The organism is Collinsella sp. CLA-AA-H167, from assembly GCF_040095305.1.
In the GTDB taxonomy this organism is placed as follows: Bacteria; Actinomycetota; Coriobacteriia; order Coriobacteriales; family Coriobacteriaceae; genus Collinsella.
Genome location: NZ_JBBNGA010000009.1, coordinates 1 through 18,895 on the forward strand (window position 1 = coordinate 1; position 18,895 = coordinate 18,895).

Consider the following 18,895-nt stretch of genomic DNA (forward strand, 5'->3'; position numbering starts at 1 on the left):
CCGCCCGCCCTCGGCCCTCCAGTACGACGCCACGGTGTGCCTGTCCTTGCCGTAGCGCTTCGCTATGTCGCTGAAGTTGGGCTTTATGCCCGCTTCCCTGTACATGTCCAACTCTCCGATCAGGTTCTTCTCCGCCACGGCCCGCTCCTCCCGAAAGCATCGTTCGCTCGTCGGTCGAAGCGTAAGCCCCGGCGTTGGTGGAAATGGTGAAAATGCGTTGGCGCAAATGGCGGGATTGCGTTGGCATGATTGGTTGTTGAGCGTTGGTCAAAATGGTTGTTTTTACAGTAGCGCTAACAGACGAGACCTACGCGTGCCTGCTCACCGTGCCCGGCATCGGGCCGAGGACGGCGGCGCAGCTCGCGGTATCGGTCGACATCGCGAGGTTCCCGGACCACGACCACCTGGCCTCGTACTGCGGCATAGCCCCGAGGGTGAGGAGCTCCGGCACGTCGGTGAGGTCGGTCAGGGCGTCCAGGCGGGGCGACGCGAGGCTCAAGTCTCTTCTGATCTTCTCGTGCAACAGCCTGGTGAGGTCGTCGGGGCGCTACGGCGAGTACTACCGGGCCTGCAGGGCGCGGGGCATGGGGCACGGGCGGGCGCTCAAGGCCGTCGCGAGGAAGCGGCTCAGGGCGATATACGCCGTGATGCGCGACCGGGTGCCCTACCGGGAGTAGCGTCGAAGGTTGACAAAACTATAGGAACACCCAATGACTACCTTTCAAACCTGGCAGTTGGGGACGTTCCTTATGTGCTGGCACTTGGGGAAACTCCTTGCGCCAGCGGACGCGGTTTGCTTGCTGGTATTGCCAGATTGTTGGGCGTTCTCCAAGCCCTGTGGGCAAAAAATGCCAAATATGAGTACTGTTGCTGCTGTAGTGCCATATTGCTCCCACAAAATAATGGACATAAAGTAAATATGTTCATTAACGCTAGTACATATAAGCCTGATACAGAGCTGATTGAGCAATGTGGAGGTGCATACAAGCTACAAGAGCGGTGTTTTGGGTCGTTTTGGATGTTACTAAAAAAGTAACAGTACTCATATTTGCCATTTTTTGTCCACGGGGCCTTGAGGGAGGGCGTCAATCAGGTCCCAGGGGAGGCGGTTCGAGGGCTGCAAAACAAAAACGGGGACGCAGATTGTCCTGCGTCCCCGTTCTAGGGCGTTATTCGTTCCCTGCGGCAGAATTTACGCCGCTTCGTCGAACTGCGAGTTGTACAGGTCGGCGTAGAAGCCGCCCTGGGCGAGCAGTTCGTCGTGTGTGCCCTTCTCGACGATGTCGCCGTCGCGGATCACCAAGATCACGTCGGCGTTACGGATCGTGGACAGGCGGTGCGCGATGACAAAGCTTGTACGGCCTTGCATCAGCGCATCCATGGCGCGCTGAATGAGCTCCTCGGTGCGGGTGTCCACGTTGGAAGTCGCCTCGTCTAGAATCAGCGCCGGGCGGTCGGCCAAAATGGCACGGGCGATGGTCACGAGCTGGCGCTGACCCTGCGACAGGTTAGTGCCCTCCTCGTTGATCATAAAGTCGTAGCCACCGGCGAGCGTATGGATAAAGTGGTCGCAGCGTGCGGCGCGTGCAGCGGCCTCGACCTCGGCGTCAGTCGCATCGGGACGTCCGTAGCGGATGTTCTCGCGGATGGTGCCGTTAAACAGCCAGGTATCCTGCAGCACCATGGCAAACTCGCCGCGCAGTGCCGCGCGGTCCCAGTCGCGCACGTCGACGCCCTCGACGCGCAGCGAACCGCCGTCCACGTCGTAGAAGCGCTGCAGCAGCTTAATGAGCGTGGTCTTGCCGGCGCCGGTGGGGCCGACGATGGCGATGGTCTGACCGGGCTGCGCCTCGCAGCTAAAGTCGTGGATGATGGTCTTGTCGGGCGTGTAGCCAAACTTGACGTGGTCGAACTCAACGTGGCCGGGGCGCTTCTCGGGAATCTGGGCGTCGGCCTTCTGCTCCTCCTCGGGCGCAGCCAAGAACTCAAACACGCGCTCGGTGGCGGCGGCCATCGACTGCATCGTGTTGCTCACGTTGCCCAGCTGCTGCACCGGCTGCGTAAAGCTGCGAACGTACTGGATAAAGCTCTGGATGTCGCCGGGCGTGGCATTGCCGGTCAGCGCGAGCTGTGCGCCCACCACGACAACGCCCACGTAGCCCATGTTGCCCACCAAGCTCATAAGCGGCATCATCAGGCCCGATAGGAACTGCGAGCGCCAGCCACTAATAAAGAGACGGTCGTTTTGACGGTCGAACTCCTCGATTGAGGCCTCGGCGCGGTCGAACACCTGAATAACGTTCTGGCCGGCAAAGTCCTCCTCGATAATGCCGTTGACGGCGCCCAGGACTTGCTGTTGCTCGCGGAAGTACGGCTGCGAGAAGTGAATCATCACGGTCAGGATAATCGCGGCTGCCGGCAGCGTGAGCACGGTAACGCCGGTGAGCGGCAGGCTGATCGACAGCATCATGACGAGCACGCCGATAATCTGCGTCACCGACGTGATGAGCTGCGTCACGCTCTGGTTGAGCGACTGGCCGAGCGTATCGACATCGTTAGTGATGCGGCTGAGCACGTCGCCCTTGCTGTGGCCGTTGAAGTAGCTCATCGGCACGACGGCGATCTTGGCGGCGATCTCCTTGCGCATGCGGTAGCAAATCTTTTGCGTGACGCCGGTCATGAGCCAACCCTGGATGAGGCTGCAGACAGAGCTTGCCAGATACAGGCAGAGCAAAAAGCCGAGCGTCTTGGCGATCCAGGCAAAGTTGACATCGCCGGTACCGTTGACCTTGGAGACCAGGCCTTCGAACAGTTTGGTCGTAACCTGGCCGAGCACCTTGGGTCCCACAATGTTAAAGATGACCGAGCACACGGCAAAGGCGACGGCGGCAAACACGGCAATCTTGTGCTGACCGATATAGCCGAGTAGCTGCCTCATGGTGCCCTTAAAGTCCTTGGCCTTTTCGCCGCGGCCCATGCCACCCATGCGGCCCATGGGACCGCGCCGGCGGGTGGGCTTGGGAATCTGAGTCTTGGTCTCGTCGGCCATTAGTGCTCGCCTCCTTCCATGACGGCTGCAATTTCTTCTTGGGTAAGCCCCAGCTCCTCGGCGGAAAGCTGCGACTGTGCGATCTCCAGGTACGCCGGGCAGCTGCGCAGCAGCTCCTCGTGCGTACCGGTGCCCACCACGTGGCCGTCGTCGAGCACGATGATCTGGTCGGCGTGCATGATGGTCGCGATGCGCTGGGCCACGACCACGAGTGCAGCGTCGGTAACGTTTTTGGCAAGCTCCTCGCGCAGGCGGGCGTCGGTCTTGTAGTCGAGCGCGCTAAACGAGTCATCGAACACCACGACCTCGGGCTTTTTGGCCAACGCGCGGGCAATGGCCAGGCGTTGGCGCTGACCACCCGAAACATTGGAGCCGCCCTGGCTGATGGGGGAGTCGTAGCCACCCTCGCGCTCGGCGATAAAGTCCTCGGCCTGGGCGATGCGTGCCGCCTGGCGCATATCATCATCGCTCACCATGTCGCCGGCAAACTTGAGGTTGCTCGCGACGGTGCCCGAGAACAGGCGACCCTGCTGCGGGATGTAACCAATGCGGCGGTGCAGCTCGGAAAGGGTCATGTCGCGCACGTCGATGCCGTCGAGCGAAATGCTGCCGCCCGTGACGTCGTACAGGCGCGGAATCAGCTGCACGAGCGTGGACTTGCCCGAGCCCGTGGAGCCAATGATGCCGAGCATCTGACCGGCATGCGTGGTGAAGTTCACGCCGCTGATGACATCGGCGCGGGCATCGGGATACTGGAAGCTCACGTCGCGGAAGGTGAGCTCACCGCGCGGCGCGCTGGCCGCGGGCAGTTTGGGCGAGGCAGGGTCGTTGATGCTGGTGGGGCAGGTGATGACTTCTTCCACGCGCTCGGCTGCGACCTCGGCGCGGGGCAGGATGACCGAAACCATGGTGAGGATCATAAACGCCATGACGATCTGCATGGTGTAGGAAATGAACGCCATCATGTTGCCGACCTGCATCACGCCGTCGGACACGCCCTGCGCGCCAAACCAGACGATAAGCACGGTGATGCAGTTCATGACGAGCATCATGAGCGGCATCATAAAGCTCATGGCGCGGTTGGTGTAGAGCTGCGTGGTCATCAGGTCGAGTGATGCCTTGTCAAAACGCTCGAGCTCATGCTCCTCGCGGTTGAACGAGCGGATGGGCATAAGGCCGTCGAGCAGCTCGCGGGCGGCAAGGTTCACGCGGTCCACAAAGCTCTGCATCTTTTTGAACTTGGGCATGGTGAGGCCCATAAGCACGCCGACGACGGCCGAGACCGCGATGATGGCCACGGCGATGGTCCACTCCAAGCCGGTGTGGTTGGCCAGGACGCGCATGACGGCGACGATGCCCATGACGGGGGCCATCAGGCACATGCGGATAAACAGGGTTGCGGCCATCTGAATCTGCTGAATGTCGTTGGTGCAGCGGGTGATGAGCGAGGCCTGGCTAAACTTGCCCACTTCGGCCGGCGAGAAGTGCATAACCTTGTCGAAGGTTTCGCGGCGCAGGTCGCGGGCGATGGAGCAGGCGGTGCGCGAAGCCACGGCACCGGTCAGGATGGTGGCGACCAGCGACACCAGGCACAGACCAAACATCGTGGTCGCCATGCGGCCCAGGTAGGCGTTCTGCACGTCGGCGGGGTCGATGCCCTGCGCCTTGTACTCGTCCTGCACGAAGGTCACGGCGCGCTGCGTGACAATGGAGCCCGACATGGAACCCATCTTGTCCGCCATACCGTTGGCGCCCTCGACGAGCTTGCCCTGATCGATGAGGCCGCCTTCAACGCCCAGACGCAGGCTCTTCATGGTGATCTTGCCGCCGTCGGCATCAATCTGCTTTTGCATGTTTTGCGCCGCTGCGGCCTTTTGCTGCATCTCGGCGAGCTGCTCGGGCGTCATTGCCGCCATCTGCTCGGGGGTGGGCATGGCCTGGGCGCCGCCGCCATTGCTTGCCTCGGTGGATGCGCCGGTCATGTCGCCCATGGAGCTGGCGTTGATGCCCTGGTTGAGAGAAAGGACGACGGTCTCGGGCAGGCTCATAATGTCGGCAATCTTGCCGCCATCGGCACGCTCTTCCTCGGTGCCCTTGTACGTTCGAATGCCTTTTTTGTCAGCCTTGCTAAACACGGCCTCCACAGCTTTGGCGTCCTTGGTGCTCATAAAGAGCTCAAGGTCATCGAGTGATTCGGCACGAATGGTGTCGGGCACGGGCGAGGCGATGCCGCCTTGCTGTACGCCCACGTCGACGATGTCGCTCATGTAGGTAGGCAGTGCCAGATCGGCGTTGCAACTGATTACGATAAGTACGATAGCTGTGAACAGTGCCAGGACATGCTTTTTAAAGAGCTTGAGAATCCTCACTCGGCATCTCTCCTTTCTTGATTGCGGTCGATAATTTCGTTGAAACGCCTTAGAAGGCGCACCATCTCTTGGGTATCTGTTTCGCCGAGCTGCTCGAGGAAGGCCGCGGTGCGCTCCTCGAATTCCCGACGTTTGATTTCGAGATTCTGGAATCCCTTATCGGTCATCGTGACGTGTACACGACGACGGTCGGTCTTTGAGTGCTCGCGCTCGACCCAGCCCTTGGCTTCGAGAGTGCGTAAGATATTGGCGATGCGGGCACTCGAGACCCAGGCGCGATTTGCGAGTTCGCTCGGCGTGAGCGAACCGCCAGCGAGCATGAGGGCGCGCATGACAGCCATCTCGCCGCCGAGAGCTTTGTCCGCAGAGCGTGAAATGCGATGATGCATGCTGCCAAACTCAGTTAAGAGCTGACGCCCGAGCTCATGGAAATCGGTATCTTCCACCGAAAACCCCTAACACTAGAAACTATTCTCGGTGAAAGATGATACCCGCATATTCGGGCCTCATGCAGTGGGCAATATAAAGAGCGCATAAAGAGTTAAAAAATTCAATTGCTGAAGCGTTTCAAAGAACTATTATGCCCGCGGTTAGGCGAGGGGTTGTCACCACCATGACGACTGGGACTCATTTATCGCCACGTGCGATGCTCCAACTTCCCGCAAGGAGACACCTGAATCAAGGGGGATGGAGTCATGGCATTTGACTTCACGGGCAAGACCGCGATTGTCACGGGTGGCACTCAGGGCATTGGCCTCGAGATCGCCAAGGGCATCGTCGCGGGCGGCGGACACGTCGCGCTCATCGCAAGGAACGCTGCCAAGGGCGAGGCCGCTGTGGCCGAGCTTGGCGAGGGCAACAAGTTCTATCAGCTCGATGTCGCCGATGCGCCCAAGGCGCGCGAGACCGTCGAACAGATTTTCGCAGACCTGCCGCAAACCAACATCCTGATTAACTGCGCTGGCGTCATCAGCACCAAGAAGTTCGACGAGATCGATGACATCGAGTGGCGTCGCACCATTGACATCAACCTCAATGGTACGTTTACCATGATGAATGCCGTGTACCCGCACTTTAAGGCGGCCCATGCCGGCACTATCGTCAACGTGAGCTCTGTTGCTGGCAAGATCGGCGGCGGCCTGCTCGGCACCGCGGCTTACGCGAGCTCCAAGGCCGGTGTTAACGGTCTAACCAAGGCAGTCGCCAAGGAAGGCGGCAAGTTTGGCGTTCGCTGCAACGCTGTATGCCCGTCGCTCACGCTTACCGATATGACCTCGATCCTCTCTGACGAGAACTCTCAGCGCATCATCAACGGTATTCCTCTGGGCCGCGCCGCCCAGGCCAGCGAGCCTGCGCAGATGGTGCTCTTCTTTGCCTCCGACCTCGCCAGCTTCGTTAACGGCGAGATCGGTGACTGCGACGGTGGCATCGTCCTGGACGGGTAATACCCCACGACGATTATTCGGCGACGGCTCCTGCGACTCGGGACCGTCGCCTTCTTTCTGACATAGGCGCGTGCGGCTACGATTCGCATGCATCCAAAGGAGATATATATGAGTGAATCGACTGCGGTGGAGGCGCCGGCGGCAAAGGAGCCGTTCTTTAAGATGTCCTCCATCCCGGGCGCCAATATCTTGGTGCCGCTTCTGTTGGGCTGTCTGCTCAACACGCTATTCCCCGACCTGTTCAAAACGCTCGGCAGCTTTACGCTTGGCATGACCCAGCAGGGCGCTGGCCCGCTCGTGGGCGCTTTTTTGCTCATCGTCGGTACGACGATTTCGTTTAAGAGCGCTCCTGCCGCCGCTGCCCGCGGCGCCATCATCATCGCCGTCAAGCAGATCGTGGTCGTTGCCATGTCGCTGCTCATCCTTTATGTGTTCAACGACAACTTGTTTGGCATCTCTGCCATGGTGATGCTGGCGGCTTGCACCGGCGCCAACAACGCTATGTACGCTGGGCTGATGGGTACCATGGGCAACGAGGCTGAGCGTGGCGCTGTCGCCATCACCACGCTGGTTGTCGGCCCTCCGGTCACGATGATCGTGCTCGGCGCTGCCGGCCAGGCCCCGATCGGCTGGTCGCTCGTGGGCGCCATTCTGCCGATCGTCGTCGGCATTATTCTGGGTAACCTGTTCCCCAGCTTTAAGAAGATGATGGCACCGGCACTTTCCGCCATCATCGTGCTCGTCTTCTTTGCCATGGGCTCGACCATGACTTTTGGCCAGCTTATCAACGGCGGTCTTCCCGGCATCCTGCTCGGCGTGATCTGCTCGGTGATCTTTGCAATTCCCGTCATCGCGGTCGATAAGCTCACGGGTGGTACGGGTGTCGCAGGTGCGGCCATTTCGAGCTGCGCCGGAGCCAATGTGGCCACGCCTGCTGCCATGGCAAGCGTCAACGGGGCCATGTACGGCGGTGCGGTGCTCGCGACGGCTACGGCACAGGTTGCTGCCTGCGCAATCGTTACGGCTATTTTGACCCCGCTGGTCACCAGCTGGTGCTACAAGCATTTTGAGGGCCAGGGCAACGGCGATAGCAAGGCAACGGCCGACAAGGCCGCCGCAGCCGCCTAATGCCAAGCGGCAATCAAAGCTAAAAACTAGCCATGCCACAGGGCGGCCACGGGGGATTCCGTGGCCGCCCTGCAGTTTCTGTAGGGTCTCTGGGACACTTTACCCTGCTAAAGCTGGCATAACAGCTAGAGCGAACGTCGTACAAAGGCAAGGAAAAATACCATACAAATCGGTGAACGGTAGTTGTTTGCACTCGCATTTCCTGCGGGTTTGTAAAAAACGTCCTTATGATATAAAAAAAGAAACATATAACAGCCCAGATGGAGAGGGTCGCTATGTTATCCTTCTCAAACGGGTGAAATCTTGGGTTTTGGGTTGTAGTTCCAAGGTGGACAAACGTTTTCCCTGCACCAATGTGTGGTGAAGAACGGAAGAAGCCGGTAGTGCAAGCCGAACATTCAAGAATTCAATAAGCAGCGGTGTGAGAGAGCGCCGCATTACACGTAACTAGGAGCGTGGTTACACAATGCAGGAGGCATGGGAAGGCTTCAAGGAAGGCATTTGGACGGGAGAGGTTGACGTCCGAGACTTCATCCAGAAGAACTACACCCCCTACGAGGGCGACGAGTCGTTCCTCGCCGGCCCGACCGAGCGTACCAAGGAGCTGTGGGGCGAGGTTCTCGACCTGCTGCTTAAGGAGCGCGAGCAGGGCGGTGTCCTCGATATGGACACCAAGACCGTCACGGGTATCGTGAGCCACCCCGCTGGCTACATCGATAACGCCCACCGCGAGAAGGAGACCATCGTCGGCCTCCAGACCGACAAGCCGCTCAAGCGCGCGCTGCACGTCAACGGCGGTATCCGCATCGCTTGCCAGGCTGCCAGCCAGCACGGCTATAAGGTCGATGAGAACGTTGTCGAGCGCTACACCTTCGAGCGCAAGACCCACAACGCTGGCGTCTTCGATGTCTACACCCCCGAGATGCGTGCTTGCCGCTCGGCTCACATCATCACCGGTCTGCCCGATGGCTATGGCCGCGGCCGCATCATCGGCGACTACCGTCGTGTTGCCCTGTACGGCGTCGACTACCTGATCAAGGACAAGGAGGCCCAGAAGGCTTCCACCCCGACGGTCATGACCGCCGACAACATCCGCGATCGCGAGGAGCTGCAGGAGCAGATCCGCGCCCTCGGCGAGCTCAAGATGATGGCCGAGACCTATGGTTTCGACATTTCCAACCCTGCTACCAACACGCAGGAGGCCATCCAGTGGATGTACTTCGCCTACCTTGCTGCCGTCAAGGAGCAGAACGGCGCTGCCATGTCCATCGGCCGTACCTCTACGTTCATCGACATCTACGCTGAGCGCGACCTTGCCAACGGTACCTTCACCGAGGAGCAGATCCAGGAGTTCGTGGATCACTTCATCATGAAGCTCCGCATGGTCAAGTTTGCCCGTACCCCCGAGTACCAGGCCCTGTTCACCGGCGACCCGCAGTGGGTCACCGAGTCCATCGGCGGCATGGGCGTCGACGGCCGTACGCTCGTTACCAAGATGAGCTACCGCTACCTGCACACGCTCGAGAACATGGGCACCAGCCCCGAGCCCAACATGACCGTTCTGTGGTCGACCCGTCTGCCCGAGAACTTCAAGAAGTTCTGCGCCAAGACTTCTGTCGCCAGCTCCTCGATTCAGTACGAGAACGACGACCTCATGCGCGTCTATCATGGCGACGACTATGGTATTGCCTGCTGCGTGTCCTCCATGCGCATCGGCAAGGAGATGCAGTTCTTCGGCGCTCGCGCCAACCTGGCCAAGTGCCTGCTGTACGCACTCAACGGCGGTGTTGACGAGGTCTCCAAGAAGCAGGTCGGCCCCAAGTACCGCGCCGTCGAGGGCGATACACTCGATTACGACGACGTTGTGGCCAAGTACAACGACATGATGAAGTGGCTCGCTGGCGTGTACGTCAACTCGCTGAACATCATTCACTACATGCACGACAAGTATTGCTACGAGCGTATCCAGATGGCTCTGCACGACAAGCACGTGCACCGCTGGTTCGCTACGGGCATCGCTGGCCTTTCCGTCGTGGCTGACTCCCTGTCCGCCATCAAGTACGCCAAGGTTCACCCCGTCCGTGACGAGAACGGCATCATCGTCGACTTCGAGACCGAGGGCGATTTCCCCAAGTACGGTAACGACGACGACCGCGTCGACCAGATCGCTCACGACGTTGTGCACCAGTTCATGGAGTACATCCGCATGAACGACACCTACCGCAACTCCGTGCCCACGACCTCGGTTCTGACCATTACTTCCAACGTCGTCTACGGTAAGAAGACCGGCTCCACGCCCGACGGCCGCAAGGCTGGCCAGCCGTTCGCCCCGGGTGCAAACCCCATGCACAAGCGCGATAGCCACGGCGCCATCGCTTCGCTGTCTTCGGTTTCCAAGCTCCCGTTCCGCGATGCTCAGGACGGCATCTCCAACACCTTCTCCATCATCCCGAGTGCGCTCGGCAAGGAGGACCAGGTGTTCTTTGGCGATATCGACCTTGATCAGCTGGGCGAGTAACTATTGTTAGTGCTATACTAACAATAACGATTACTGATTAGCGCGCCGGTTTCGGCCGGCGCCTATTAATCGAAGGAGACACATTATGAAGGTTTCTGAAGTTTCTGAGACTCAGGCCGATAACCTGGTCCACATGCTCGACGCTTACGCCGAGAAGGGTGGCCACCACCTGAACATCAACGTCTTCAACCGTGAGACGCTGCTTGACGCTCAGGCTCACCCCGAGAAGTACCCGCAGCTGACCATCCGCGTTTCCGGCTATGCCGTGAACTTCCACACGCTCACCAAGGAGCAGCAGGACGAGGTCATTTCGCGTACCTTCCACGACAAGTTCTAAAGGGTTCAACTCCTGTAGGATTACTGGGGCCGGTTTTGGGTTATTTCCCAAAACGTCCTCGGACATGCAAAGAGGCTCCGCTGCGCGCGTTGCGCGGCGGAGCCTCTTTGCGTCCTGCGGAATGTTTTGGGAGGTAGCCCAAACAGCCCCGGCTGGGTCCTGTGTAGTCACCCTTTAGGCGGAACTCTCCTAATTATTTGGATGAGTCGTTTACTTACTTGTACTGTTACCGTCATCCCGCTGTTGTTGGGGTATGCTTTGTTCGTATGTAAACGTATGACATGTTGATGGGGGAGGGTGCTATGGCTCGCGAGAGTGCTCGTTCTAAGGATACGGCTAAGCCTGGCATCAAGGAAGTTGCGGCGGTGGCGGGGGTTTCGCCTACTACGGTATCTCGTGTGCTTAATAATCGTGGCTATATTAGCCAAGAGACCCGCGATAAGGTCCATGCCGCGATGAAGCGCATCAACTATACGCCCAACGATATCGCTCGTGCCATGCTCAACGGTCGCCTGAATCTTATCGGTATGATCGTCCCCTATGTCAGCAGTCCGTTTCATGCCCAAGTGGTTCAAGTCATTGAGCATACCCTGGCCGAAAACGGTTTTAAGATGCTGCTGTGCAATAGCGCCAATCGACCCGAGCTTGAGCGCTCTTATATCGACATGCTTCGACGCAATATGGTTGATGGCGTCATCGTCAACTCGCTTAATATCGGTGCCGAGGCGTATGCCGAGATGGGCTTGAGTCTGGTTGGTATCGACTGCGACCTTGGCGAAGCCTCTGTTCAGATTGCGAGCGACAGCTATAGCATCGGCGAACTTGCCACGCGTCGCCTGATCGATGACGGATGTTCACGCATCCTGTGCCTGCGCAGCAATAGCCGCATGCGCATGCCTGCCAATAAGCGTACCGATGCCTACCTCGATGTTGTTGAGCAGGCCGGTTTGCCCGCGCTTGTCCGTGAGGTCGAGTTCGTTAAGCCCGACGACGAAAAGAGTGCGGTCGTTGCGAAGATCCTCGATGAGAACCCCGATATTGACGGCATCTTTGCGGGAGACGACACGATGGCGGCTATCTGTCTTAACGTGATGAAGCAGCGCGGCTTGAGCGCTCCGGGCGATATTAAGGTCGTGGGCGCGGATGGTGCCCGCCGCACTATGACGTTTATGCCTGACTTAACAACCGTTCGCCAAGATATCGATCGCATCGGAGAGCTCGCGGCGCAATCCATCATTGCTCTTATTAACGGCGAAAAGCCCGAATCGAATATCAAGCTCCCCGTTGAACTCATTGAGGGTAAAACCGCGTAGTTCATCCCGTGCCAAAAGAATTCCTCAAACACCTCTGATGACCGTTCGCCGGCATATGTCAACCGTTTGCCGACGACTGGAACTGCGAAAAGACGTATTGGTGTGAAAACGTTTGACATATGAAAACGATTGACATATCTTGCAGTTGTACCGAGTTAGTATCTCGTGAGAAAGGAAGTCTCGGATGCACAAGGTGTATTACCAGCCTGAGGGAATTTGGGTAGGCGACATCATGCCGTACGGCGAGGACGGCACGTTCTATCTCTATCATCAGCGTGACACGCGAAACCCCGGACCTTTCGGAGAGCCGTTTGGCTGGGCACTCGCGACAACCAAGGACTTCGTCAATTACAAAGACTTTGGCGAGAGCCTTGAGCGTGGCGGCGACGAGGAAGTCGACCAGTATGTTTATGCCGGCACGGTGTTTAAGGTGGGCGACAAGTACCATGCGCTCTACACTGGTTGCAATCGCGATAAGGTCAAGGCACGCTTGATGAAGCAGGTTCTTCTTCACGCAACGAGTGACGACGCCGTCAAGTGGGAGAAGAACATCGCCGAGACGCTGCTTCCGCCCCAGGAGGGTTACGATGACCGCAACTGGCGCGATCCCTTTGTGCTTTGGGATGAGGAGAACGAAGAGTACATGCTCATCCTCGGCACGCGTGTGGGCGAGGACAAGCGTCTGATGACCGGTCGTCTGGTCAAGTTCACCTCCAAGGACCTGGATACCTGGGAGTTCCAGGGCGACTGGTGGAATCCGGGCCTGTACACCATGTTCGAGATGCCTGATCTCTTTAAGATGGGCGACTGGTGGTATCTGGTGTTCTCCGAGTACAGTGATGGCAACAAGACCCGTTACCGCATGTCTCGCTCTATCAACGGTCCTTGGATCACTCCTGCGGACGATTCCTTCGATGGCCGCGCGTACTATGCCGCGCGTACCGCATTTGACGGCGAGCGCCGCGTTCTCTTTGGTTGGGTTCCTACGCGTGACGAGGGCGGTGACCCCAGCTCTTACCTGTGGGGTGGCACCTTTATGCCTCTCGAGATCGTTCAGCGTGTTGACGGAACGCTCGGCACCAAGCTTCCTGACAGCATGCTTGGCGCCTTTGGCGAGGCTAAGGCAGTCGAGGCCTTTGAGCTCTCCTGCGAGTCGGGCAAGGTCGAGCAGGTGCTCGCCGCGGATGCCGGTTCCACCTATATGCTCGATGCCGACATCGAGCTCGCCGGTGACGCTGCCGGCTTCTCGGTGAAGCTTGCCGAGGACGCCGAGTCCGGTCTTGCCTATGAGTTCCGCGCCAACCTGCGTGAGGGCAAGCTCGAGTTTACGGCGGCCCCCCAGTATCCGTGGTTCCAGGTCAACAACATGGGCCTCGAGCGTCCGTTGTTCTTTAAGGGCGAGGGCACTCATCATGTGCGCCTGGTCGTTGACGACGATATCGCGACCATCTTTGTCGATGATGTTGCGCTTAACGCTCGATTCTGCAATAAGCAGGGCCAGGGTGTGGCGCTGACGGTCACCGACGGTACGCTTAAGTGCGCAAATGCAACGATCGCGTCTCTGTAATGGCATCAAAACGTCTTATGATTTCGTAAAGGAATGGAGAGGAACATGGACTACAAAGTAGTGTCTCAGCAAGTCGTCGATAACGTCGGCGGTCTGGAGAACATCGAGGGCGCCACGCATTGCGTTACGCGTCTGCGTCTGGTGCTCAAGGATACGAGCAAGTACAACAAGGCCGAGCTCGAGAACATCGATGGCGTCAAGGGCGTGCTGTACAACAGCGGCCAGCTCATGATCATCTTCGGTACCGGTACCGTCAACAAGGTTTACGATGAGTTTATGGCTCTGACGGGCGTTAAGGAGATTAGCGCTTCCGAGGTCAAGGGCGCCGAGGCGGACAAGAAGGGCAAGTTCTTCTCGGTCCTCAAGGTATTCTCGGACATCTTTATCCCCATCATTCCCGCTTTCGTCGGCGCTGCTATCATCATCGGCCTTAAGTCGCTGATTGTTGCCAACGGCCTCTTTGGCATGGAGGGCAGCCTCGCCGATCACAGCGAGTTCCTCAAGAACCTCGCAAGCTTCTTTGCCATTATCGCCACCACCTTCGACTACCTACCTGTCCTGGTTATGTACAGCGCGGTCAAGCGTTTTGGCGGTAACCCGATCCTGGGCATCCTCGTCGGTATCGTCATGGTTCACCCGAGCCTTATGAACCGTAACACGTTCGTTATGGACCCGACGGGTGCTGAGTACTGGAACTTCGGTCCGCTCTCCATTCCCATGGTTGCTTTCCAGGGCGGCGTGTTCCCTGCAATCCTGACTGCCTGGTTTATGGCCAAGGTCGAGAAGATTGCCCAGAAGTACATCCCCGAGGTCGTTTCGTTCGTCTTTGTCCCGACCGTTACCCTGATTCTTGCTAACGTCGCCCTGTTCACCGTGTTCGGCCCGCTCGGCAACCTGATCGGCGACGTCCTCGCCGGCGTAATCGATATCCTGTACAACAGGATGGGCGTCTTCGGTGCCTTTGTCTTTGCCGCATTCCTGCAGCCGCTCGTCGTTACCGGTACGCATCAGTTCATCCAGGGTATCGAGGCAAACCTCGTTGCCACGACTGGCTTCAACTACATCCAGGCAATCTGGTCGGTTTCCATCATCGCCCAGGGCGGCGGCGCCATCGGCATGTACCTCATTCACAAGAAGCATTCCAAAGAGCGCAACATCTGCATGTCGTCCTTTATCCCGACGCTGGTCGGTATCTCCGAGCCCGCAATCTTTGCTGCAAACATGCGCTACTCGATCATCCCGTTCATCTGCGCTTGCATCGGTGCAGGCTGCGGCGGTGCCTTCGTGAAGCTCTTTGAGGTGCGCGCCATCGGTCAGGGTCTGACCGGCGTGCTTGGCCTGCTCATCGTTACGCCCGAGACGCTCGTGTGGTATGTGGCTGGCAATCTCATCGCCTTCATCGTGCCGATCGTCTTGATCTTTGCCTACAACAAGGCAAAGGGCGTGCCGACCACCGATGAAGAGGGCGCTGGCGCTGGCTTCGACGTTAGCTTCTAGTTGAGCCGTTCAGCGTAATGTGCGGATAAGTCCATTTGGGGAAGGGCGTTCGGCTCGTGTGAGTCGAGCGTCCTTTCCCATAGACGAGAAAGTCAACGGCGATGTTTAATCAAAAAAATAAGGTGACATGCGCGGACTATGAGCAGTGGCGTGCCGGACAGGATGAGACGGTGGCTCGCATCGCATCCGACCCCGATAGGCTTTTGTTCCATGTGGAGCCTGAGCTTGGCTGGCTCAACGACCCCAATGGTTTGGTTCAGATTGGTGATACGTATCACATCTATCATCAATACGATCCGTTCGATGCTGCGCATGGCGGTCCAGTGCTTTGGAACCATCTGACGACAAAGGATTTTGTGACGTACGAGAATCACGGCCCCGTGCTGTTCCCCGATTCCGATTTGGATTCGAGTGGAGCGTATTCTGGTTCTGCCTTTGTACGTGATGGCAAGATTCACTACTTCTATACCGGCAACGTTAAACATTTTGACCGTGATGATTACGACTACGTGTTGACGGGCCGTGAGCAAAACCAAATTCATATGGTTGCCGAGAATCCCGACGAATTGGGCGAGAAGCGCATAGCTGTTGGGCCGGTCGATTACCCCGACGATATCGGTACGCACGTGCGCGACCCCAAGATCCTTGAACACGACGGTATCTACTACATGGTTCTCGGCGCTCGTACGAAAGACGATCGCGGGTGCGTGCTTGTCTATACCTCGCGTGATCTAGAGGACTGGGGCTATGCGACGCGCATTGAGCTGGGCGAGAAGTTTGGCTTTATGTGGGAGTGTCCTGATCTGTTTGAGCTCGATGGCGAGCTTATTCTCGTTTGCTGTCCGCAGGGCGTGCCCGCCGATGGCTGGCGTTACCGCAATCCGCATCAGTGCGTGTGGTTCTCCATCGAGGCCGATTGGGGGGCGCCGAGCTTTAAGATCGTCGGCCAGGGCATGCCTCCGATGGTTGATGCCGGTTTTGATTTCTATGCCCCGCAGTCCTTTGAGGACGTTGCGGGTCGGCGTTTGATGATCGGATGGTCGGGTTGCCCCGATGCGAAGGCGGAAAGCCCGACGGTGGCGCGCGGGTGGCAGTGCGCGTTGACGGTGCCGAGAGAGTTGAGCATGCGCGGCGGCAAGCTCTGCCAGCAACCGGCGCACGAGATTGAGAGAATGCGCGGCAATTGCGTTCGTGCTGTAGGCGGTGAAACCGTTGAGGAGCCGGGTCGCCTGTTTGATCTTGTGGTTTCCTGTGAGGGAGCCAAGATGGTCGAGCTCGAAATCCGCAAGGGCGTCTTTGTACGCTATACGGACGGGATGCTTACCCTCGACATGGGTGACGAAGGCTATGGGCGCAACCAGAGGTCGATCGAGCTCAGCGAGCTTCGCGATTTGCGCGTGCTTTCGGACACTACGATGGTCGAGATTTTTGCCAACGGTGGCGAGGCAGCACTTACGAGCCGTACCTATTCGTCGGCGGTTCCGGCGATGGCGCTGCACGCCGAGGGTGCGGCGTCGATGGATTTCTACCGCCTCGCTCATTAACCGTGCATGGAGCACGATTGGACTTGTTGGGCGGAATGTGTCGCAGTTGCCGCGGCCAGCTACCGCTTATCGCGTATAGCGACCGTTTGCGGAATAAGTAACACTCCTTAATAAACCGTGTAGAATCTCAGATAAGCACGGAGTTTTCCAGGGAGACGCTGTCCTTTGTTGTGTGCAAGGGACGGCGTCTCTTTGGCGCTTGGAGGCCGTTCTGCAGCAGGACGGTGGACGTGCGTCATATATTAAAAAACCAACGTCGAGATGGGTCGTGATAAGAATGGGCAAGTACGTAATCGTGGTTGAATCTGGTTCGGATGTGACGCCAGAGCTCTGCGAACGCTACGGCATCGTGCGCGTGCCCATGCATGTCACGATTGGCGACGAGACCGTCGAGGATGGCTCGATTGATCCGCTCGAGATTTACTCGCGCTGTAACGAGTTTGGCGTGATGCCCAAGACCAGTGGCTGTTCGCCAGCGGATTTTGCGCATGTGTACGACCGCATCCATGCCGAGCAACCCGACGCGACTATTTTGCATCTTGCATATTCCGAGGCCACGACCTGTTCGCATCAGTCCTCTAAGATTGCGGCCCAGGGGCGCGACTACGTGTTCTCCATGGACACACGCTTTGTCTCGGTGGGCCAGTCGCTCGTTGTCGTCGAGACCGCCAAATACATCGAGGCTCACCCCGATGTCACCGTCGACGAGATCTTTGCATTTACGAACTCCGTCATGGACCGCGTACTGTTGGGCTTTGTTCCTACCGACCTTGCCTTCCTTAAGGCAGGTGGCCGCTTGTCCAACGTCGCGTTCCTAGGCGCCCATCTGCTCAAGATTAAGCCCTGCATTGAGGTGACGGGCGGCAAGTTCGTGGCGACCAAGAAGTTCCGCGGTTCTATGCTTAAGTGCGCCCGTGCCTTTATTGATCACATGGTAGAGAAGGGCGAGATCGACTACTCGCATATTGGCCTGGCGTATTCGGTGGGTCTTTCCGAGGAGTTGCGCGACGACATGGAAGTCTATGCACACGATCTTGGCTTTAAGGACGTTACCTGGACTCAGGTCGGCGGCGTCATTTCGAGCCACTGCGGCCCGACTGCTTTCGGCGCGGTGCTCACGCTTAAGGCGTAAAGGCCTCAGACGAGCGTTCTTCAGTCTGACATCTCGAAGTAGACCCCAGCCATGGTGATGGGGGATAGATTAAAACGTGCCATTCTAGCCCGAGACGTTTAAACGCAAACGCATAGGCTAGAATGGCTCTGGCATTTTAATTGGTTGCATCCAAGGAGAGGCAAGGTAGCGCGAATGGCAGAAATGACGCTTGAGGGTGTGGACGCTCGTCCCGAGGACTCTGCGTTTGCCCTTGGCCGCGTGCATTCAATCGAGACGATGGGAACGGTCGACGGACCCGGCATTCGCTTTGTGGTGTTTGTCCAGGGCTGTCCCATGCGCTGCGCGTATTGTCACAATCCCGATACCTGGTCTGTTAACGGCGGCACCATGGTGACCGTCGAACACCTGATGGATGAGTTCCAGAGCAACCACGAGTTCTATCGCAGCGGCGGAATTACGGTGTCCGGCGGCGAGCCGCTCCTACAGCCTGAGTTTTTGGCCGACCTGTTCCGTGCAATGCACAACAACCCCGATGGCCGCGTGCATACCTGCTTGGATAGCTGCGGCTATGCGTTCGATCCCGCGCATCCCGAGAAGTTCGATGCCGTACTCAACGAGACCGATATGGTGCTGCTCGATATTAAGCATGCCGACCCGGTCGAGCATAAAAAGCTGACCGGTTGCGATCCCGCACGCATCTTGGCGTTTGGCGATGAGCTCGCGCGTCGCAAGATTAAGGTCGTTATCCGCCACGTGGTGGTACCGGGCATTACCGACACGGTGGAGGAGTGCGAGAAGCTTGGTTGCCTGATCGCTCCATGGCACAACGTGGTGGGCCTGGAAATGCTGCCGTATCACACGATGGGTGTCGTCAAGTACGAGCAACTGGGCATTCCCTATAAGCTCGAGGGCGTGCCCCAGATGGATACCGCGCGCATGCCCGAGCTGCGCAATGCCGTCATGACGGGCATGAAAAAGCGCCGCGCGGAACTCAAAAACGCCATCGGCTAGCGT

The 18,895-nt window shown here is 58.2% G+C and carries 14 protein-coding genes; 11 read left to right on the top strand and 3 right to left on the bottom strand.

Going from position 1 to position 18,895, the window contains the following annotated elements; translation table 11 throughout:
* The first annotated feature begins 272 nt into the window (after positions 1-272).
* Entirely contained in the window at positions 273-677 is a 405-nt protein-coding gene (locus AAAT03_RS06585; RefSeq protein WP_231501618.1) for a transposase, read from the top strand.
* Positions 678-1,192: 515 nt separating this feature from the next.
* Here the strand turns inward: AAAT03_RS06585 and AAAT03_RS06590 are convergent.
* Genes AAAT03_RS06590 through AAAT03_RS06600 form a run of 3 tightly spaced genes read right to left on the bottom strand, consistent with a single transcriptional unit; the run spans position 1,193 to position 5,864 of the window.
* Entirely contained in the window at positions 1,193-3,049 is a 1,857-nt protein-coding gene (locus AAAT03_RS06590) for an ABC transporter ATP-binding protein (protein ID WP_349102918.1), read from the bottom strand.
* Complete coding sequence (locus AAAT03_RS06595) at positions 3,049-5,418, bottom strand: ABC transporter ATP-binding protein (protein ID WP_349102919.1); 2,370 nt, start codon at positions 5,416-5,418, stop codon at positions 3,049-3,051. The genes AAAT03_RS06590 and AAAT03_RS06595 overlap by 1 nt, the downstream gene beginning before the upstream one ends.
* The gene (locus AAAT03_RS06600; protein WP_117637026.1) at positions 5,415-5,864 is read right to left on the bottom strand and encodes a MarR family transcriptional regulator; all 450 of its coding nucleotides are present in this window, start codon (positions 5,862-5,864) and stop codon (positions 5,415-5,417) included. Before AAAT03_RS06600 ends, AAAT03_RS06595 begins: the two co-directional genes overlap by 4 nt.
* Before the next feature lie 249 nt (positions 5,865-6,113).
* Between AAAT03_RS06600 and AAAT03_RS06605 the strand changes: the two genes are divergently transcribed.
* From AAAT03_RS06605 to pflA, 10 genes are all read left to right on the top strand, one after another.
* Positions 6,114-6,863 (top strand): SDR family NAD(P)-dependent oxidoreductase, encoded by a 750-nt coding sequence (locus AAAT03_RS06605; protein ID WP_349102920.1) that lies wholly within the window; start codon positions 6,114-6,116, stop codon positions 6,861-6,863.
* A gap of 108 nt (positions 6,864-6,971) precedes the next feature.
* Positions 6,972-7,991 carry a 2-keto-3-deoxygluconate permease gene (locus tag AAAT03_RS06610; protein WP_138340124.1) on the top strand — a complete coding sequence of 340 codons (1,020 nt, stop codon included), beginning with the start codon at positions 6,972-6,974 and terminating at the stop codon, positions 7,989-7,991.
* Positions 7,992-8,457: 466 nt separating this feature from the next.
* Complete coding sequence (pflB, locus tag AAAT03_RS06615; RefSeq protein ID WP_022093918.1) at positions 8,458-10,509, top strand: formate C-acetyltransferase; 2,052 nt, start codon at positions 8,458-8,460, stop codon at positions 10,507-10,509.
* Positions 10,510-10,594: 85 nt separating this feature from the next.
* Positions 10,595-10,846, top strand: coding sequence for an autonomous glycyl radical cofactor GrcA3 (gene grcA3 / locus AAAT03_RS06620; RefSeq protein ID WP_117583521.1), 252 nt, complete (start codon positions 10,595-10,597; stop codon positions 10,844-10,846).
* A 302-nt stretch (positions 10,847-11,148) separates the two neighbouring features.
* Positions 11,149-12,159 (top strand): LacI family DNA-binding transcriptional regulator, encoded by a 1,011-nt coding sequence (locus tag AAAT03_RS06625; RefSeq protein WP_225093894.1) that lies wholly within the window; start codon positions 11,149-11,151, stop codon positions 12,157-12,159.
* Positions 12,160-12,343: 184 nt separating this feature from the next.
* A complete protein-coding gene (locus AAAT03_RS06630) occupies positions 12,344-13,726 on the top strand; it encodes a family 43 glycosylhydrolase (protein ID WP_195625337.1) in 1,383 nt (460 codons plus the stop codon).
* 45 nt (positions 13,727-13,771) lie between these two features.
* A complete protein-coding gene (locus AAAT03_RS06635; protein WP_040358954.1) occupies positions 13,772-15,223 on the top strand; it encodes a PTS transporter subunit EIIC in 1,452 nt (483 codons plus the stop codon).
* A 101-nt stretch (positions 15,224-15,324) separates the two neighbouring features.
* Positions 15,325-16,767, top strand: coding sequence for a glycoside hydrolase family 32 protein (locus AAAT03_RS06640; protein ID WP_349102921.1), 1,443 nt, complete (start codon positions 15,325-15,327; stop codon positions 16,765-16,767).
* Between the two features lie 277 nt (positions 16,768-17,044).
* Positions 17,045-17,899: a DegV family protein gene (locus tag AAAT03_RS06645; RefSeq protein WP_040358955.1), complete on the top strand. Its 855-nt coding sequence runs from the start codon at positions 17,045-17,047 to the stop codon at positions 17,897-17,899.
* 174 nt (positions 17,900-18,073) lie between these two features.
* Complete coding sequence (pflA, locus tag AAAT03_RS06650; protein WP_349102922.1) at positions 18,074-18,892, top strand: pyruvate formate-lyase-activating protein; 819 nt, start codon at positions 18,074-18,076, stop codon at positions 18,890-18,892.
* The last annotated feature ends 3 nt before the right edge of the window (positions 18,893-18,895 follow it).